The sequence below is a fragment of the Pseudooceanicola sp. LIPI14-2-Ac024 genome, assembly GCF_042188925.1.
Lineage (GTDB): Bacteria > Pseudomonadota > Alphaproteobacteria > Rhodobacterales > Rhodobacteraceae > Pseudooceanicola.
On sequence record NZ_CP170102.1, the window covers coordinates 2,501 to 18,975 of the forward strand.

The 16,475-nt window shown below is 65.5% G+C and carries 11 protein-coding genes, 1 tRNA gene, 2 rRNA genes and 2 pseudogenes; 10 read left to right on the plus strand and 6 right to left on the minus strand.

Annotated features, from left to right (window positions below):
- Nucleotides 1-113: 113 nt before the first annotated feature.
- The 3 genes from ACE2AC_RS00025 to ACE2AC_RS00035 all read left to right on the plus strand — a co-directional run bounded on the left by ACE2AC_RS00025 (nt 114) and on the right by ACE2AC_RS00035 (nt 3,299).
- Nucleotides 114-2,941 (plus strand): 23S ribosomal RNA (locus ACE2AC_RS00025).
- Between the two features lie 92 nt (nt 2,942-3,033).
- Nucleotides 3,034-3,148 (plus strand): 5S ribosomal RNA (rrf, locus tag ACE2AC_RS00030).
- A gap of 74 nt (nt 3,149-3,222) precedes the next feature.
- Nucleotides 3,223-3,299, plus strand: a tRNA-Met gene (locus ACE2AC_RS00035).
- A 213-nt stretch (nt 3,300-3,512) separates the two neighbouring features.
- Here the strand turns inward: ACE2AC_RS00035 and ACE2AC_RS00040 are convergent.
- The 4 genes and pseudogenes from ACE2AC_RS00040 to ACE2AC_RS00055 all read right to left on the minus strand — a co-directional run bounded on the left by ACE2AC_RS00040 (nt 3,513) and on the right by ACE2AC_RS00055 (nt 7,543).
- Nucleotides 3,513-4,621, minus strand: a pseudogene (locus ACE2AC_RS00040) (IS3 family transposase).
- A 137-nt stretch (nt 4,622-4,758) separates the two neighbouring features.
- Nucleotides 4,759-5,412, minus strand: coding sequence for a GntR family transcriptional regulator (locus ACE2AC_RS00045; RefSeq protein WP_375690013.1), 654 nt, complete (start codon nt 5,410-5,412; stop codon nt 4,759-4,761).
- A 23-nt stretch (nt 5,413-5,435) separates the two neighbouring features.
- Nucleotides 5,436-6,458 carry a Gfo/Idh/MocA family protein gene (locus ACE2AC_RS00050; RefSeq protein WP_375690015.1) on the minus strand — a complete coding sequence of 341 codons (1,023 nt, stop codon included), beginning with the start codon at nt 6,456-6,458 and terminating at the stop codon, nt 5,436-5,438.
- Nucleotides 6,455-7,543, minus strand: a complete 1,089-nt coding sequence (locus ACE2AC_RS00055; RefSeq protein ID WP_375690017.1) for an isocitrate/isopropylmalate dehydrogenase family protein — start codon at nt 7,541-7,543, stop codon at nt 6,455-6,457. The genes ACE2AC_RS00050 and ACE2AC_RS00055 overlap by 4 nt, the downstream gene beginning before the upstream one ends.
- Nucleotides 7,544-7,663: 120 nt before the next feature.
- Here ACE2AC_RS00055 and ACE2AC_RS00060 point away from each other — a divergent pair, with 120 nt between their 5' ends.
- The 7 genes and pseudogenes from ACE2AC_RS00060 (at nt 7,664) to otnC (ending at nt 13,499) form a co-directional block, all read left to right on the plus strand.
- Nucleotides 7,664-8,668, plus strand: coding sequence for a TRAP transporter substrate-binding protein (locus tag ACE2AC_RS00060; RefSeq protein WP_375690019.1), 1,005 nt, complete (start codon nt 7,664-7,666; stop codon nt 8,666-8,668).
- Between the two features lie 70 nt (nt 8,669-8,738).
- Nucleotides 8,739-9,266: a TRAP transporter small permease gene (locus tag ACE2AC_RS00065; protein WP_375690021.1), complete on the plus strand. Its 528-nt coding sequence runs from the start codon at nt 8,739-8,741 to the stop codon at nt 9,264-9,266.
- Nucleotides 9,263-10,549 carry a TRAP transporter large permease gene (locus tag ACE2AC_RS00070; protein WP_375690023.1) on the plus strand — a complete coding sequence of 429 codons (1,287 nt, stop codon included), beginning with the start codon at nt 9,263-9,265 and terminating at the stop codon, nt 10,547-10,549. Before ACE2AC_RS00065 ends, ACE2AC_RS00070 begins: the two co-directional genes overlap by 4 nt.
- A gap of 12 nt (nt 10,550-10,561) precedes the next feature.
- Nucleotides 10,562-10,852, plus strand: coding sequence for a putative quinol monooxygenase (locus ACE2AC_RS00075; protein ID WP_375690025.1), 291 nt, complete (start codon nt 10,562-10,564; stop codon nt 10,850-10,852).
- On the plus strand, nt 10,849-11,646 hold the full coding sequence (locus ACE2AC_RS00080; protein ID WP_375690027.1) for an N-acyl homoserine lactonase family protein: 798 nt from the start codon (nt 10,849-10,851) through the stop codon (nt 11,644-11,646). Before ACE2AC_RS00075 ends, ACE2AC_RS00080 begins: the two co-directional genes overlap by 4 nt.
- Nucleotides 11,643-12,867 (plus strand): annotated as a pseudogene (gene otnK / locus ACE2AC_RS00085) (3-oxo-tetronate kinase). Before ACE2AC_RS00080 ends, otnK begins: the two are co-directional and overlap by 4 nt.
- Nucleotides 12,864-13,499, plus strand: coding sequence for a 3-oxo-tetronate 4-phosphate decarboxylase (gene otnC, locus ACE2AC_RS00090; protein ID WP_375690029.1), 636 nt, complete (start codon nt 12,864-12,866; stop codon nt 13,497-13,499). Before otnK ends, otnC begins: the two are co-directional and overlap by 4 nt.
- Before the next feature lie 230 nt (nt 13,500-13,729).
- Here otnC and ACE2AC_RS00095 read toward each other — a convergent pair whose 3' ends face one another.
- Nucleotides 13,730-15,031: an amidohydrolase gene (locus ACE2AC_RS00095; protein WP_375690031.1), complete on the minus strand. Its 1,302-nt coding sequence runs from the start codon at nt 15,029-15,031 to the stop codon at nt 13,730-13,732.
- Nucleotides 15,032-15,047: 16 nt separating this feature from the next.
- Complete coding sequence (locus ACE2AC_RS00100; protein WP_375690033.1) at nt 15,048-16,436, minus strand: aspartate aminotransferase family protein; 1,389 nt, start codon at nt 16,434-16,436, stop codon at nt 15,048-15,050.
- Nucleotides 16,437-16,475: the final 39 nt, after the last annotated feature.

Genomic DNA, 16,475 nt, shown 5'->3' on the forward strand with positions numbered 1-16,475 from the left:
CTCGCAAGCGCGAGGGCGGGAAATGTACGACTTCTGATCAGAACAGAGACCGAGCAGACGAACCAGCCTGCGATGAGGTCGCGACAGGTTACGGCCTGTCTTCTTCTGGATCAGATCAAGCGCGAGAAGGGCGTTTGGTGGATGCCTTGGCAGCAAGAGGCGATGAAGGACGTGATACTCTGCGATAAGCCATGGGGAGCTGAGAATAAGCTTTGATCCATGGATCTCCGAATGGGGCAACCCACCTGAATGTTCGTTATTATCTGCACTGCAGTTAATAACGGGCATGACCAGGTACTTTTAACCTGAACACATAGGGTTTTAAGAGCAAACCCGGGGAACTGAAACATCTAAGTACCCGGAGGAAAGGAAATCAATTGATACTCCCCTAGTAGTGGCGAGCGAACGGGGACCAGCCGAGCCGTGAGAGTGACCGGAACAATCTGGAAAGATTGACCATAGCGGGTGACAGTCCCGTACGGGAAGCTCGATCGGACGTATTAAGTAGGGCGGGACACGTGAAATCCTGTCTGAAGATCGGAGGACCACCTTCGAAGGCTAAGTACTCCTTGCTGACCGATAGCGAACCAGTACCGTGAGGGAAAGGTGAAAAGCACCCCGACGAGGGGAGTGAAACAGTACCTGAAACCGAACGCCTACAATCAGTCGGAGGGACCTCGAGTTCCTGACGGCGTACCTTTTGTATAATGGGTCATCGACTTGGTCTAACGAGCAAGCTTAAGCCGATAGGTGTAGGCGTAGCGAAAGCGAGTCTTAATAGGGCGCATGAGTTCGTTGGATCAGACCCGAAACCGAGTGATCTAGGCATGACCAGGATGAAGGTAAGGTAACACTTACTGGAGGTCCGAACCCACACCTGTTGAAAAAGGTCGGGATGAGTTGTGCCTAGGGGTGAAAGGCCAATCAAACTCGGAGATAGCTGGTTCTCCGCGAAATCTATTTAGGTAGAGCGTCATCCGAATACCCCGGGGGTAGAGCACTGGATGGGTAATGGGGCCCCACAGGCTTACTGATCCTAACCAAACTCCGAATACCCGGGAGTACTAGATGGCAGACACACGGCGGGTGCTAACGCCCGTCGTGGAGAGGGAAACAACCCTGACCTCCAGCTAAGGCCCCCAATTCATGGCTAAGTGGGAAAGCAGGTGGGACGACCAAAACAACCAGGAGGTTGGCTTAGAAGCAGCCATCCTTTAAAGATAGCGTAACAGCTCACTGGTCTAAATAAGTTGTCCTGCGGCGAAGATGTAACGGGGCTCAAGCCATGAGCCGAAGCTGAGGATGCACATAGTGCATGGTAGCGGAGCGTAGTGTGACATAGCTCCATGCGTCCTTACCTTCTTCGGAAGGATTGGACGCAAGGAGCTTTCTGTGAAGCCGGGGCGTGAGCCATCCGGTGGAGAGATCACTAGCGAGAATGATGACATGAGTAGCGACAAACAGTGTGAGAGACACTGTCGCCGAAAGTCCAAGGGTTCCTGCTTAAAGCTAATCTGAGCAGGGTAAGCCGACCCCTAAGGCGAGGCCGAAAGGCGTAGTCGATGGGAACCAGGTTAATATTCCTGGGCCATGTGGTGGTGACGGATCGCAGGTGTTGTCAGTCCTTATCGGATTGAACTGGCAGCTGAGCGGTTCCTGGAAATAGCCCCACTGTAAGATCGTACCCGAAACCGACACAGGTGGACTGGTAGAGAATACCAAGGCGCTTGAGAGAACGATGTTGAAGGAACTCGGCAAAATACTCCCGTAAGTTCGCGAGAAGGGAGCCCGGTTCTTAGGCAACTGAGGGCTGGGGGCACAAACCAGGGGGTGGCGACTGTTTACTAAAAACACAGGGCTCTGCGAAGTCGCAAGACGACGTATAGGGTCTGACGCCTGCCCGGTGCCGGAAGGTTAAAAGGAGGGGTGCAAGCTCCGAATTGAAGCCCCGGTAAACGGCGGCCGTAACTATAACGGTCCTAAGGTAGCGAAATTCCTTGTCGGGTAAGTTCCGACCTGCACGAATGGCGTAACGACTTCCCCGCTGTCTCCAACATCGACTCAGCGAAATTGAATTGCCTGTCAAGATGCAGGCTTCCCGCGGTTAGACGGAAAGACCCCGTGCACCTTTACTACAGCTTCACACTGGCATCAGGCCAAGCATGTGCAGGATAGGTGGTAGGCTTTGAAACCGGGACGCCAGTCTCGGTGGAGCCTCCCTTGAGATACCACCCTTGCTTCGCTTGATGTCTAACCGCGAACCGTTATCCGGTTCCGGGACCCTGTGTGGCGGGTAGTTTGACTGGGGCGGTCGCCTCCTAAAGCGTAACGGAGGCGCGCGAAGGTTGGCTCAGAGCGGTTGGAAATCGCTCGTTGAGTGCAATGGCAGAAGCCAGCCTGACTGCGAGACTGACAAGTCGAGCAGAGTCGAAAGACGGCCATAGTGATCCGGTGGTCCCAAGTGGGAGGGCCATCGCTCAACGGATAAAAGGTACGCCGGGGATAACAGGCTGATACTGCCCAAGAGTCCATATCGACGGCAGTGTTTGGCACCTCGATGTCGGCTCATCTCATCCTGGGGCTGGAGCAGGTCCCAAGGGTACGGCTGTTCGCCGTTTAAAGAGGTACGTGAGCTGGGTTTAGAACGTCGTGAGACAGTTCGGTCCCTATCTGCCGTGGGTGTAGGATACTTGAGAGGAGTTGCCCCTAGTACGAGAGGACCGGGGTGAACGGACCACTGGTGGACCTGTTGTCGTGCCAACGGCAGTGCAGGGTAGCTATGTCCGGACAGGATAACCGCTGAAGGCATCTAAGCGGGAAGCCCCCCTCAAAACAAGGTATCCCTGAGGGCCGTGGTAGACCACCACGTCGATAGGCCGGAGATGTAAGCGCTGCAAGGCGTTCAGTTGACCGGTACTAATGGCCCGATAGGCTTGATTTGATCCAGTAGAAGCCAGGCTTCGAAAAATCAGACAGTCGTACACACCAACAAGCGTACGGCTTGGACAACGATCAAAGAGGGGGTTTCCTTGGTCTGGTGGTCATAGCACGAGCAAAACACCTGGTCCCATCCCGAACCCAGCCGTTAAGTGCCGTCGCGCTGATGGTACTGCGTCTTAAGACGTGGGAGAGTAAGTCGCCGCCAGACCTAGAAAACCCCCTCAGATATCTCTCGACGATGAAAAAACAAAGCCTCTGATCACATGACCACGAGGCCATTGGCGCGGGATGGAGCAGTCCGGTAGCTCGTCAGGCTCATAACCTGAAGGTCGCAGGTTCAAATCCTGCTCCCGCAACCACTGAAATCTGCATCGCAGACAAAGACGCGCCCCAATAGGGCGCTTTTTGCGTTCCAACAACCGGTTGAAAGACCCGGGACAACTTGCCCCGGATCTCGATACGCATGCCGTCCCGCGCCTCGGGATCGCCCCAGACGCGCGCCTCGCCCAGAAGGTCGCGCAGCAGCGCGTTCGCCGTGACCTGTGACCTGCTCCCCATAGAGTCCGCGTTCTTTAGTTCGCTCTGTTCAGGGTTTGGTCCTCTACTGACCGTTGGTGATACTCCCACGGGGTGAGCCCGTCGAGGCTCGTGTGGGGGCGGTGGTGGTTGTAGTCGTCGCGCCGCGCCTCGATCAGGTCGCGGGCGTGGCGCAGATTGGCGAACAGGTGCTCATTGAGGCATTCGTCACGCAGCCGTCCATTGAAGCTCTCGACGAAGCCATTCTGCATCGGTTTTCCCGGAGCGATGTAGTGCCATTCGACCCGGCGCTCCTCCTGCCATTTGAGGATGGCATTCGAGGTCAGCTCCGTGCCGTTGTCGCTGACCACCATGCATGGATAGCCGCGCACCCGAGCGATGCTGTCGAGCTCACGGCCAACGCGCTGCCCTGACAGCGAGGTGTCCACGACCGCGGCCAGGCATTCCCGGCTGAAGTCGTCGATGACGCAGAGCACCCGGAAGCGGCGACCATCGGACAGGCTGTCTGACACGAAGTCCAGCGACCAGCGCTGGTTCGGCCCCTGCGGGATCGTCATGGGCTCCCTGGTTCCCAGGGCCCGCTTGCGACCGCGCCGTTTGCGGATTGTTAAGCCTTCTTCTCGGTAGATCCGGTAGAGCGTCTTCCAGTTCACCTCCCAGCCTTCGCGACCAAGAAGCAGGTGCAGCCTTCGATAGCCGAAGCGACGCCGTTCGCTGGACAGCTCGTTCAACCTCTCTCGCAGCTCGGTGTCCGCAGGTCTGGTTGATCCACGTCGATACACACGCGGATCAATCCCGGCCAGGGCACAGGCCCGCCGCTGGTTGTAGCTCTTCTCTGTCATGGCCCAGTCCACAGCTTTCCGCCTTGCACCGGGCTTCAGAAGTTTTTTCCCAGCATCTCCTTGAGCGTGGCCACATCCAGCATGTGCTCCGCGAGCATCTTCTTGAGCTTCGCGTTCTCGGCCTCGAGCGCCTTCAGTCGCTTGGCCTCCGACACCTCCATGCCCCCATACTTCGAGCGCCACTTGTAAAACGTGCCATCGCTGACGCCGTGCTTCCGGCAGAGCTACTTGGCGCCTATCCCGGCTTGGTGCTCCTTCAGGATGCCAATGATCTGCTCTTCGCTGAAACGGCTTTTCCGCATCGTCTTTCTCCTCGTTTGGAGAACAGGCTAACCTCAAACCGCGGACTTTTCAGGGGAGCAGGTCACCGCGTGTCGCTGATGGCGGCGGGCCGACACATCACATCACACCTTTCGCGCGACGCGGTCGGGCCGCACCCTCACAACTGCTGGAACCGGTACTTCTCCAGCAGCTCCAGCAGCATTGTCTTGGCATGTCGCCGGTGCGCGTGGTGGATGGCACGGGCCTTCTCGGGGTCGCCTGCGCGGATCGCGTCGAGAACGCCGCGATGGTCCTCGTTGGATTTCAGCGGCGTCGGGCGGATGTGCAGAGTCATCGCGCGGGCGCGGCGGACCTGGTCGACCATCATCGCGGCGATGGCCTCGATCCGGCTGTTGCGGCCGAGGCGGACAAGCTCGGAATGGAAGGCGTCATCGGCCTGTGCCCAGGCATCGCGGTCGTCCGAGGCGAGGGCGTCGTCCATCTTCTGGATCGCGTCGGCCAGCGTGGAGAGGTCGGCCTCGGAATAGCCGAACCCGGCGGCCCGCTCGGCCGAGAGGCTCTCGAGCTCGGTCAGGACATCGTAGATGTCGCGCATGTCCGAAGGCGAGATCGGGACCACGCGCACGCCCTTGCGCGGTTGCATCTCGACCAGCCCCTGCGCCTCGAGCAGCAGCGCCGCCTCGCGCACCGGGGTGCGGGACATGCCGAGCCGTTCCGCCAGCTCGCTTTCGAGGTGGTTCGATCCCGGGTTCAGCTCTCCGGAAAAGATCAGCCGCCGCAATTCGACGACGGCACGCTGCGTGCTCGACATGGTCCGGGGTGTCCCTTCCGTCTTCAAAGCCACACCTTCGCCCCCGTTTCGGCCGATCGGTAGATCGCGTCACGCACCCTGAGGACGGTCAGGTAATCCCTTGCAGTATTGGCGATTTCGCCGCCGTGCAAAAGCCCGCAGACCACGTGGGCCTGCAGCGCGTGGACGCAGTCGCCACCAAAGCCCGGCCATGTGTCCGGCGGCAGGATCTCCTCGACCTCGGCGCCCCCGAAGGCACGGAAGGTCACGCGGCCGTCGCCCGCCAGGTCGAGCGTGCCTTCGGTGCCCTCGACGCGGGCCTCGCCCATGGTGCGGCGCAGGTTGTCGGTCGCGTGGTCGAGCAGGCGGTTGCCGTCCAGCAGCGCTCGCGCCGCGCCGGGATGATCGAAGAGGATGACGGCCGCGTCCTCACCGGCGATCGCCGGGTTCAGGCGGCGCAGGTCGGCGTAGACCGCGACCGGGTCGCCCAGCAGGTAGCGAAAGGTATCGATCCAGTGCACGCCGGTTTCATGCACCAGCAAGTGGGGCATGGTGCGGAAGTAGGGTTGCCGGTCGAGATAGGCGTCGGGCCCCTGGCCATCTCCGGGGCGCAGGCGGAAGGTGGCCTGCAGCACAGTGCCTAGCTTGCCGTCGGCCATCACCCCCTTCATGGCGCGGTACCACGGCATGAAGCGGAAGTTCTCGTGCACGATCAGGCGCAGGCCCGCGGCCTCGGCCTCGGCGGTCACGGCCTCCGCCTCGGCCACGTCGCGGCAGAACGGTTTCTGGCAGATCACCGTCGGCACCCCGGCCCGGATCGCGGCGCGGATGGCCTCGGCCTGGCCGTTGGGCGGAACAACGATGTCGAGCAGGTCGGGCCGGGTCGCGTCCAGCATGGCGCCGAGCGTGTCAAAGCAGGGCAGGCCGGTGGCCGCCGCGGCCCCGGCGTTGCGATCCGTCACGCCGACCAGCGCGACCCCGGGAATGCGCGCCCAGGCCTCGTAATGAAAGCGGCTGAAGTAGCCCGCGCCGAGACCCGCGACGCGCAGGGGGGCGGTGGCGGTCATGCCGCCGCCAGCCGGTCCATCACGGCGCGCGCCGCCTCTTCAGTGGTGGCGCGGCCGCCGAGGTCGGCGGTCAGCACCGCGCCTTCGGCCACCACCGCCTCGACCGCCTCGCGCAGGCGGCGGCCGTCCTCGACAACGGTGGGGGCGTCATGCCGCAGTCCCAGCCAGTCGAGCATCATGGCGGCGGAGAGCAGCATCGCCATTGGGTTCGCCACGCCACGCCCGGCGATGTCGGGGGCCGATCCGTGGCAGGGCTGGAACACCGCGTGGTCTGTGCCGATGTCGGCCGAGGGCGCGAGGCCCAGCCCGCCCATCAGCCCGGCCCCGAGGTCCGACAGGATGTCGCCGAACATGTTCTCGGTCACCAGCACGTCGAAGTCCCAGGGCTTCAGCACGAACCAGAGCGCGGTGGCATCGACATAGGCATGGTCGGCCACAATGTCGGGATGGTGCCGCGCCTCGGCGTCAAATATCGCGCGGAAGAAGGCGAAGGCGCGGAAGACATTGGCCTTGTCGACGCAAGTCACCCGTCCGGGGCCGCGGCCGCGCAACCGGCGTTCCGCGGCGAGGCCGAAGGCGAAGCGGAAGAGCTTTTCGGACGTCTCGCGCGTGATCAGCAGCGTCTCGCGCGCCTCGGTTTCGGTCACCTCGCCTGCGCCCTGGCTGTGGAAAAGACCCTCGGTACTTTCGCGGATCAGGACGAAATCGACCTCGCGGTCGGCGGGCAGGGCGAGGGGGCTGCGCTGGCCGGGCACCAGCCGGACGGGGCGCACCCCGGCAAAGAGCGACAGCGCCTTGCGCAGTTCGATCTGGGGCGAGATCTCGGTCCCGTCCGGGTAGCGGACCGAGGGCAGGCCCATGGCCGACAGCAGGATCGCATCCGCCCTGCGCGCCGCATCGAGCGAGGCGCAGGGCAGCGACTTGCCGGTCTCGGCATAGTGCGCGGCGCCTGCGGGCAGGTGGTGGAATGTCAGTTCGTATCCGCCGTCCAGCGCCATCTGCCGCAGGAGGGAGATCGTCGGGCGCATGATCTCGGGCCCGATTCCGTCGCCGTCGAACACCGCAATATCAAACCTTTTCCTCATCTTGCCCGGGTCTCCCTTGTCAAATTCCGTCGCCGCAGCCGATCTGGCGCGTTGACAATGGATTTAATAACGCATACGCAAACCAATACAACAGCAAATCAGATGTGCAGGGAGGACATTATGAAGGGCTCAGTCATCGCGGTGATCGCGGGCGGCGCAGTTGCCGCGTTTCTTGGACATGCCGCCGAGGCGCAAACGGTTCTGCGGTTCAGCCACACCGACAATCCGGGCGGATCGCGGCAGGCCGCGGCCGAGGTCTTTGCCGAGAAGTTCGCCGAATACACCGACGGCCGCTACGAGGTGCGGATCTTTCCGGCCGGGCAATTGGCCAACGATCCCAAGGCGATCGAGCAGCTGATCCTCGGCGGCGTGGACTTCACGGTGTCGGCCACCGGCTCCTATGCCACGCACCTGCCGTCGCTGAACCTGACGGCCATGCCGTTCCTGGTGGACAGCTACGAACAGGGCTGGGAGCTCTACGACAATTCCGAGTGGCTGCAGGGCGAGTTCGACAAGCTGCCCGACGTCGGCTTCCGCGTGCTGGCGACGTGGGAGGCAGGCTTCCGCTCGTTCACGACCGACAAGCCGCTGGCCTCACCTGAGGATGCCAAGTCGATGAAGATGCGGGTGTTTCCGAACGACATGATCCGCTGGAGCATGGAGGCGATCGGCTTCCAGACCGTGGTGATGCCGATCACCGACGTCTACCTCGCTATCCAGCAGGGCACGGTGAACGGGCAGGAAAACCCGATCGACACCATCAACTCGCTGCGGTTCTACGAGGTCGCGCCCTACATCACGCTGACGCGCCACGTCTACAGCCCGCTGCCGCTGACCGTGTCCGAGGCGACCTGGAAGAAGCTGTCGCCCGAGGACCAGGAGGCCGCGCTGCGGGCCGCGACCGAGGCGGCCGCGTTCAGCCGCGACCTCGTCAAGAACTCGGTCGACACGCAGATCGAAGAGATGAAGGCGGCGGGTGCGAAGGTCTCGGTCCCCGACATCGGGCCGTTCCGCGACGCGGTGGCCAGTGTCTATGACCAGGCACGCGGCGTCTATGGCGCGGGCGAGGTCGACAAGATCCTGGCCGATGCCAAGGCGATCCGCGAGGCGATGCCGGCCGACTGACCCACCACGGGCACGGGACCGCCGGGGCCCCGACAGAAGGGCCCCGGCAGATTGTCAGCGGGAGGCACACTTGGACTACAGGCCGACATATCCGGCGCCGCTGCGCGCCCTGAGCCGGGTCATCGACCTGGCACTCGTCGCGGGCGGCATCAGCATCGTGACGCTTGTCTTCACCAACGCGCTCCTGCGCGGCGCGGCGGGGTTCGACCTGGCCTGGTCGCTCGAGGTCACGGCGTTCCTGCTGCTCTGGACCACCTTTCTCGGATCGGCGGCGGCGACGGCGCGCGGCGCCCACATGCGCGTGACCGAGATCGTCGAGGCGCTGATCCCCGTGCGGGGGCAGCGGTGGCTCGAACTGGCGATCAACCTGATCGTGCTGACGATGATGGTGTCGCTGATCTGGTACGGCATCTCGATCGCGCAGCATAGCTGGGCGCAGAAGACAACCGTGCTCTATTGGCCGGTCGGGCTGCTCTATGCCTCGATGCCCTTCGGCACGGCCTGCGCGCTGCTGTTCCACCTCTTCAACCTTGGATACGACCTGCGCCACCCGCATGGGCTGGGCGAAGGGGATGACGCTCTGGAGGCGCCGCTGTGATCCTTCTGTTCATCGTTGCGGTGTTCCTGGTCACCGTCTTCATCGGCATCCCGCTGGTCTGGGCGATCCTGCTGACCGCGATCCTGCCGATCTTCGTCTTCGATCTGCCGGGCTACCCGCTCGAGGCGGTCTACCTGAATTTCATCGGCGGGGTGGAGCCCAACCATTTCCTCGCCATCCCGCTCTTCATCGTCGCGGGTGAACTGATGAGCCGCGGCGGCGTCGGCCTGCGCATCATCGCCTTTGCCCGCGCGGCCTTCGGCTTCATGCCGGGTGGCCTGGGCATGGTGGTGGTCGGGGCCTCGATGATCTTCGGCGGCATCTCGGGATCGGCCATCGCGGATTCCGCGGCCATCGGATCGGTGATGATCCGCAACATGGCACGCGAAGGTTATCGCCGCCCCTTTGCCGCGGGCCTCGTCGCCGCGGCGGGCACCATCGGCATCATCATCCCGCCCTCGATCCCGATGCTGATCTACGGCTTCGTCGGCAGCGTCTCGGTCGCGGACCTTTTCCTCGCGGGGATGGTGCCGGGCCTGATCTTCGGGCTGGCCTTCATGGGCGTCTGCTACTGGGTCGGCAAGTCCACCGGTTGCGATCCGGGCGGGCGTGGCACCACACCAGGCGAGCTCTGGCGCGCCTTCATCTCGACCGCGCCCGCGCTCTTCATGCCGGTGCTGATCCTCGGCGGCATCTTCACCGGCTGGGTCACGCCGACCGAGGCCGCGGCGCTGGCCGTCGTCTACGGGCTGTTCGCGACCATCGTGATCTATCGCGATTTCCACATCCGCGACCTGCCGGCCCTCATCGTCGATTCCTTTGTCACCTCGGCCGTGGTCATGGTGGTGATCGGCGCGACGACGGTGCTGGGCTGGGTCATCACGCTGGAACAGCTACCCCAGATCCTCGTCGGTTTCGTGCAGGAGCTTTCGGGCAGCCAGTGGGTGTTCCTGCTGCTGGTCAACGTGGTGATGCTGATCCTGGGCCTCGTGCTCGACCCGGTGCCGGCGATCCTGCTGACCGCGCCGCTGTTCCTGCCGACCGCGATGAGCCTCGGCATCGATCCGGTGCACCTGGGCGTCATCATGACCTGCAACACCGCCGTCGGTCTCTTCACCCCGCCGGTCGGCGCCACGCTCTACGTTGCGGCGCGGATCTCGGGTGACGGAGTCCTGTCGATCGCCCGCGCGATGGCCCCGCTCTACATCGCGGCCATCGCGGCGCTGCTGCTGGTCACCTACCTGCCCGCCGTGTCGATGACCACGGTCCACTACTTCCGCTGAAAAGGCCTGCCCATGTACGCCGTCGTCGTCACCTTCACGATCCACCCCGGCCGGATGGCGGCGTTCCTGCCCGCCGTCCGCGCCAATGCCCGCACCGCGCTCGAGGAGGAGCCGGGCTGCCACCGTTTCGACGTGCTCACCGATGCCGACCGCCCGGACGAGGTGCTGCTCTACGAGCTCTACGGTGACCGCGCGGCCTTTGACGCGCACCTCGCCACGGCGGCATTCCGGTCCTTCGATGCGGGTGTCGCGCCGATGGTGGCGGCCAAGGACGTGCGCTGCTACGCGACGGTGACGTCATGAGCACCTGGCAGGTCCATGCCCTGCGCTATGCCGAGCGCAATGCCCGCACGCGGCGCGACAGTTTCCTGTTCGACGACAGGCACGACACGCCGCACCCGATGGATTACTTCATCTGGCTGCTGCGCCGCGAGAGCGAGGTGATCCTGGTCGACACCGGCTACGACGGGGCCGAGGCGGCGGCGCGTGGCCGCCCGATCCTGATCGACCCGGTCGCGGCGCTGGAGCCCTTCGACCTCGGGCCCGCCGACATCACCCGGGTCATCGTCACCCACATGCACTACGACCACGCGGGCGGGCTGCACCTCTTTCCCGAGGCGCGGCTGCACATCCAGGCGGCCGAGATGGCCTATGCCACCGGCCCCTGCATGTGCCACGGCGCCCTGCGCGCGCCGTTTTCGGCCGGACATGTCTGCGAAGCGATCCGTCGGCTCTACTCAGGCCGCGTCGTCTTTCACGACGGCGATGCTGAGGTGGCAGAGGGCGTGACCGTCCACCGGATCGGCGGGCACAGCCGGGGGCTGCAAGCCGTCCGCGTCCGGACCGAGGCGGGCTGGCTGGTTCTGGCCTCGGACGCCGCCCATTACTACGAGAACATTTCGGCCCGCAGCCCGTTTCCCATTGTCGTCGACCTCGAGGACATGCTGCTGGGGTTCGACCGGCTGAAGTCGCTTGCCACCGGTCCCGCGCTGATCGTTCCGGGCCACGACCCGCTGGTGACACGGTTGTTCCCGAACGACCTGGCCGATCATGTCTTCCGCCTCGACCGCGGCCCGACGGGCAAGGTGCCGCTGTGAAGCTCGGGGTCATCGCCGACGATTTCACCGGCGCGTCGGACATCGCGCTCACCCTGTCCGAGGGCGGGATGCGCTGCGTGCAGTACGTCGGTGTCCCAGACCGCGATGCCGGCGAAGAGGTCGAGGCGGGCATCGTTTCGCTGAAATCCCGCACCATCCCGGCGGAGGAGGCGGTGGCGCAGTCGCTTGCGGCCTGTGACTGGCTGCTGGGGCAGGGCGCGCACCAGATCGTCTTCAAGATCTGTTCGACCTTCGATTCCACGCCGGACGGCAACATCGGCCCGGTGGCCGCCGCGCTTGCCGACCGGCTGGGCGAACGGGTGGTGATCGTCTGCCCGGCTTTCCCCGAAAACGGGCGCACCGTCTACATGGGGCACCTGTTCGTCGCGGACCGGCTGCTGAATGAAAGCGGGATGCAGGATCATCCCCTGACCCCGATGACTGATCCGGACCTGCGCCGCGTGCTGGCGGCGCAGACGGACTGGCCGGTGGCGCATGTGCCGGTCGGCGCCGTGGCGCAGGGCGCCGCGGCCATCGCCGCCGCGTTGCCCGCCGGGCCGGCGATGGTGATCGCCGACGCCACCGAGGAGGCGCATCTGCGGGCCTTGGCCCGGACGGCCCGGGACCGCAGGCTCCTCGTCGGCGGCTCCGGCATCGCGCTTGGCCTGCCTGCCAATTTCGGCGCACACCCCGCGCCGCAGGACTGGGCCGGCGCCGAGGGGCCGGGTGCCATCCTCTCGGGCTCCTGCAGCCGGGCGACCCGCGAACAGGTGCGCCTTTACGGCGCCAGGGCACCGGGCCGCGAGGTCGCCGCCGAGGCACTGATGGCAGGCGCGGTCGCGGTGGCGGACATCGCGGACTGGGCGCTGGCGCAGTCGGTCGCGCCGATGATCTATACCTCGGCCGATCCTGCCGACGTCGCCGCCGCGCAGGCCCGGTTCGGGCGCGCGGTGCTGGCCGAAAAAATCGATGCCTTCTTCGCCGATCTGACCCGTGCGCTCGTCGATCGGGGCGTGGCGCGCCTGCTTGTCGCAGGGGGAAACGGCGGGGACAGCGGTGCTGGGCCTTGGCGCGCGGGCGTTCGGCATCGGGCCCCGCGCCGCGGCGGGGGTGCCGATCCTGCGGCCCGAGGGGCGGGCGATGGCACTGGTACTGAAATCCGGCAACTTCGGCGGCCCCGACTTCTTTGCCGAGGCGCTCGAAAGGATGGCCCGCCCATGACCGAGATCACCCGCATGCGCGACCGGATCGCGCTCATTGCCCGCTCGCTCTTCGACCGCGGCCTGACGCCGGGAAGCTCGGGCAACATCTCTGCCCGGCTGAGCGACGGGACGCTCCTCGTCACGCCAACCGGCAGTTCGATGGGCTTTCTCGATCCCGCGCGGATCAGCCATATGGGGGCCGACATGACCCTGATCTCGGGCGATGCGCCGACCAAGGAGATGCCGCTGCACAGTGCGTTCTACGACACCCGCGGCGCTGGCGCGGTGGTGCACCTGCATTCGACCCACGCCGTCGCGCATTCCCTGTTGCCCGACATCGACCCCGACGATGCCCTGCCGCCGCTGACCGCCTACTCGGTGATGCGCCTCGGCAAGGTCAAGCTCCTCCCCTTCATGCTGCCCGGCGACCCCGAGATCGGCACCGCGATCCGGGGGCTGGCCGGCCAGCGCTCGGCGGTGCTGCTGGCCCACCACGGCCCGGTCGTGGCGGGTGCCGACCTCGAAGCGGCGGTCTACGCGATGGAAGAGCTGGAAGAGACTGCCAAGCTGGCGATCCTCACCCGTGGTCTGAATCCCAACGTGCTGTCCGCCGCGCAGGTCGCTGCGCTGCTGAAACGGTTTCCTTCGTGACGGCGTGACCGCGGTGCAGGCTAGGGCCGGTCGGGCGCGTCGGGGTGCGGCGTCTGCGCGGCGCGCGCCCCTCGTTTCTGCGGATCAGGCGGCCTCGCAGGGGCGGTGCAAGAGGTCGGGGCAAGCATGACCGATCCCGCCGCTCTTGCTCCCATCGGCGCGGGTGGTCCCGGACGCCAATCCGGCACAGACCGGTCCACTCCGGTGGGCGACCGACGTCACCTTCCGGCTCACTCCGGCCCGGTGTTCGCGGTCTTCGAGATGCCGAAATCCACGGCGAGGTTCAGCATGGATTTCAGCGCCGTCAGCAGCCCCTTCTCGTTCACCTGGAACGTCGGCTCGTGGTGGAAGCCTGAGGTCGCCAGGTCGTCGGCGTCGAGACCCACGTCGACCGTGAAAAAGATCATCGGCGCCACGCTGGTGAAGAACGACACGTCGTCGAGAAAGCAGTTGTCGACGCGGGTCACCATGTCTTCTGCAGGCGCCGCGCGCTGCAGCGAGGGCCACATCCGGCGGACGAGGTCGGGGTCGTTGTGCACGATGGGGACGCGCGCGTACCAGTCGCACTCGGCGCTGCCACCCGCCGCCTCGGCGATGCCCTTGCAGATCGCCTCGACCCGGGATTCCAGGTAGGGGCCGGTGGCGGCGTCGGTGAAGCGCAGCGCGCCTTCCAGCATCGCCTCGGTTGGGATGACGTTGAACTTGGCCCCGCCGCGGAAGATGCCGATCGACAGGGTCACCGCGTTGCTGTTCACGTCCACGTTCTTGGCCGGGACCGCCTGCAGCGCTGTCAGGATCTGCGCGCCGATCAGCAACGGATCCACGGCCTTCCACGGCAGGGCTCCGTGACCGCCACGGCCCTTCACCGTGATCCGCAGCATGTTCATCGCATAGGTGCCGTCGCCCTCATGCACGCGGATGCGGCCTGTGTCGCCCTTGGCCTCGTCCTGCAGGACGTGAAACACGAAGAAGGCGTCGGGGCGGGGATCGTCAAAGGCGCCGTCGGCCACGAGGCGCGAGGCGCCGCTCAGGCCCTGCCAGTCGGGGGCGGCGCCTTCCTCGGCGGGCTGGAACACCAGCAGGATTGTGCCGCGAACCTGGGCGCGTTCGGCCTCCAGCACCTCGGCCACCGCCATCAGGACGGCGGTGTGCGCATCGTGCCCGCAGGCATGCATCACCGGCACCGTCTCACCGCCCCAGTCCTGCGTCGCGGTCGAGGCATAGTCGAGGCCGGTCTCCTCCTTCACCGGCAGCGCGTCCATGTCGGCCCGCAGCGCCACGCAGGGGCCGGGCAGGCCGCCGCGCAGGATGCCGATGACGCCGGTGCTGCCTGCCAGGCCCGTCCGGACCTCGTCGCAGCCGATCGCCTCGAGATGCGCGGCCACGATCCCGGCGGTCCGTACCTCCTGGTTGCCAAGCTCGGGGTGCGCGTGGAAATCGCGGCGCCAGGCGACCATGCGGTCAAAGATCGCCTCGGCCCGGCTGTCGAGACGTGCGCGCAGGTCGGCAAGGCCCTCGGTCGTCTGGTCCATGGTTGGCTCCTGTCCCTCAGCCCTGTTCTGCCGCAAAGGCGGCCAGCGTGTCGCGCAGCAGGCCGATCATCTCGCCCAGTTCCGCCTCGGTCACGATCAGCGGCGGGGTGATCATCAGCCATTCGCCGTAGGCGCCCCGCGCGGTCCGGCGGGAATAGAGCAGCAGGCCGCGCTCCAGTCCCAGCTCGACGATCCGGCCGATGGCATTGGCCCCGGGCGGAAAGATGGACCTGGTCGCCTTGTCGGACACGATCTCGATCGCCTGCAAAAGGCCGATGCCGCGCACGTCGCCCACGACCGGGCTCTCGGCCATCAACGCCTCGAGTTTCCCGCGCAGCACCTGGCCCATCCGCTCGGCATTGCCGATAAGGTCGCGTTCGACCACCTGTTCGAGGACCGCGTGCCCTACGGCGCAGGACAACGGGTTAGCGCTGTAGGTGTGGCCATGCAGGAAGCCTCCGGCCTGCACGACGGTGTCCACCATCTCTCTCGGGGCCAGCACCATGCCGAGCGGCGTGTAGCCCGCCGCCACCCCCTTTGCGAGGGTCACCATGTCGGGCCGCGCCTCGGGCCAGTGATCGGCGGCGAGGAAGCGGCCGGTGCGGCCTGCGCCGCTCATCACCTCGTCAAAGATCAGTAGGACGCCGTGGCGGGTGCAGATGTCGCGGACAGCCCTGTAGTAGTGATCGGGCGCGACCAATGCCCCGGTCGCCAGCCCGCCCACGGGTTCCATGATGAAGGCCAGCACGCTGTCCGCGCCTTCCTCGAGGATCGTGTCCTCGAGCGCCTGCGCACAGGCGCGGGCGTGGCTGTCGGCGTCGTGGTTGTCGGGCAGGCGGTAGGTGAAGGGGGCGGGGACGCGCGGCATGATCTGCATGACGCGTCCGAACACCTCGTCGGTTTCCGGGTCGCCGGTCACCGAGGCCGCGCCAAGGGTCGAGCCGTGGTAGCCGGGATTGCGGCCCAGCACCTTCCAGCGTCCGGTTTCACCCCGGGCGACCGCGTGCTGACGGGCCAGCTTGATGGCGGCCTCGGTCGCCTCGGACCCGCCCGAGACGACGAACACCCGCTCCAGCCCCGGCCCGGCAAGGCCCGAGACGAGGTCGGCCAGCCGGATGTTCGCCTCGTTCTCGAAGAGCGCGCGGGAGGCGTAGCAGATCTGCCCTGCCTGGTCCGCCATCGCCGCCAGAACGGCCTTGTCGCCGTGGCCGATGTTGCTGACCACCGGCCCCGAGGTCGCATCGAAGTACCGCTTGCCGGTCGTGTCCCACATGTAGACGCCGTCGCCGTGCGAGATCGTCGGCCGCCGGCGTGCGGTCTGCGGGGTGTAGAAGACCTGGATGGGGCCGCCGCGTGCGGCGAAGGGGCCTGCGGCGGGGGCGGGGGTGTCGGGCTGCTGGGTCATGTCCGGCCTTTCGGAATGCCGCTGTCACGCGGTTTCTTG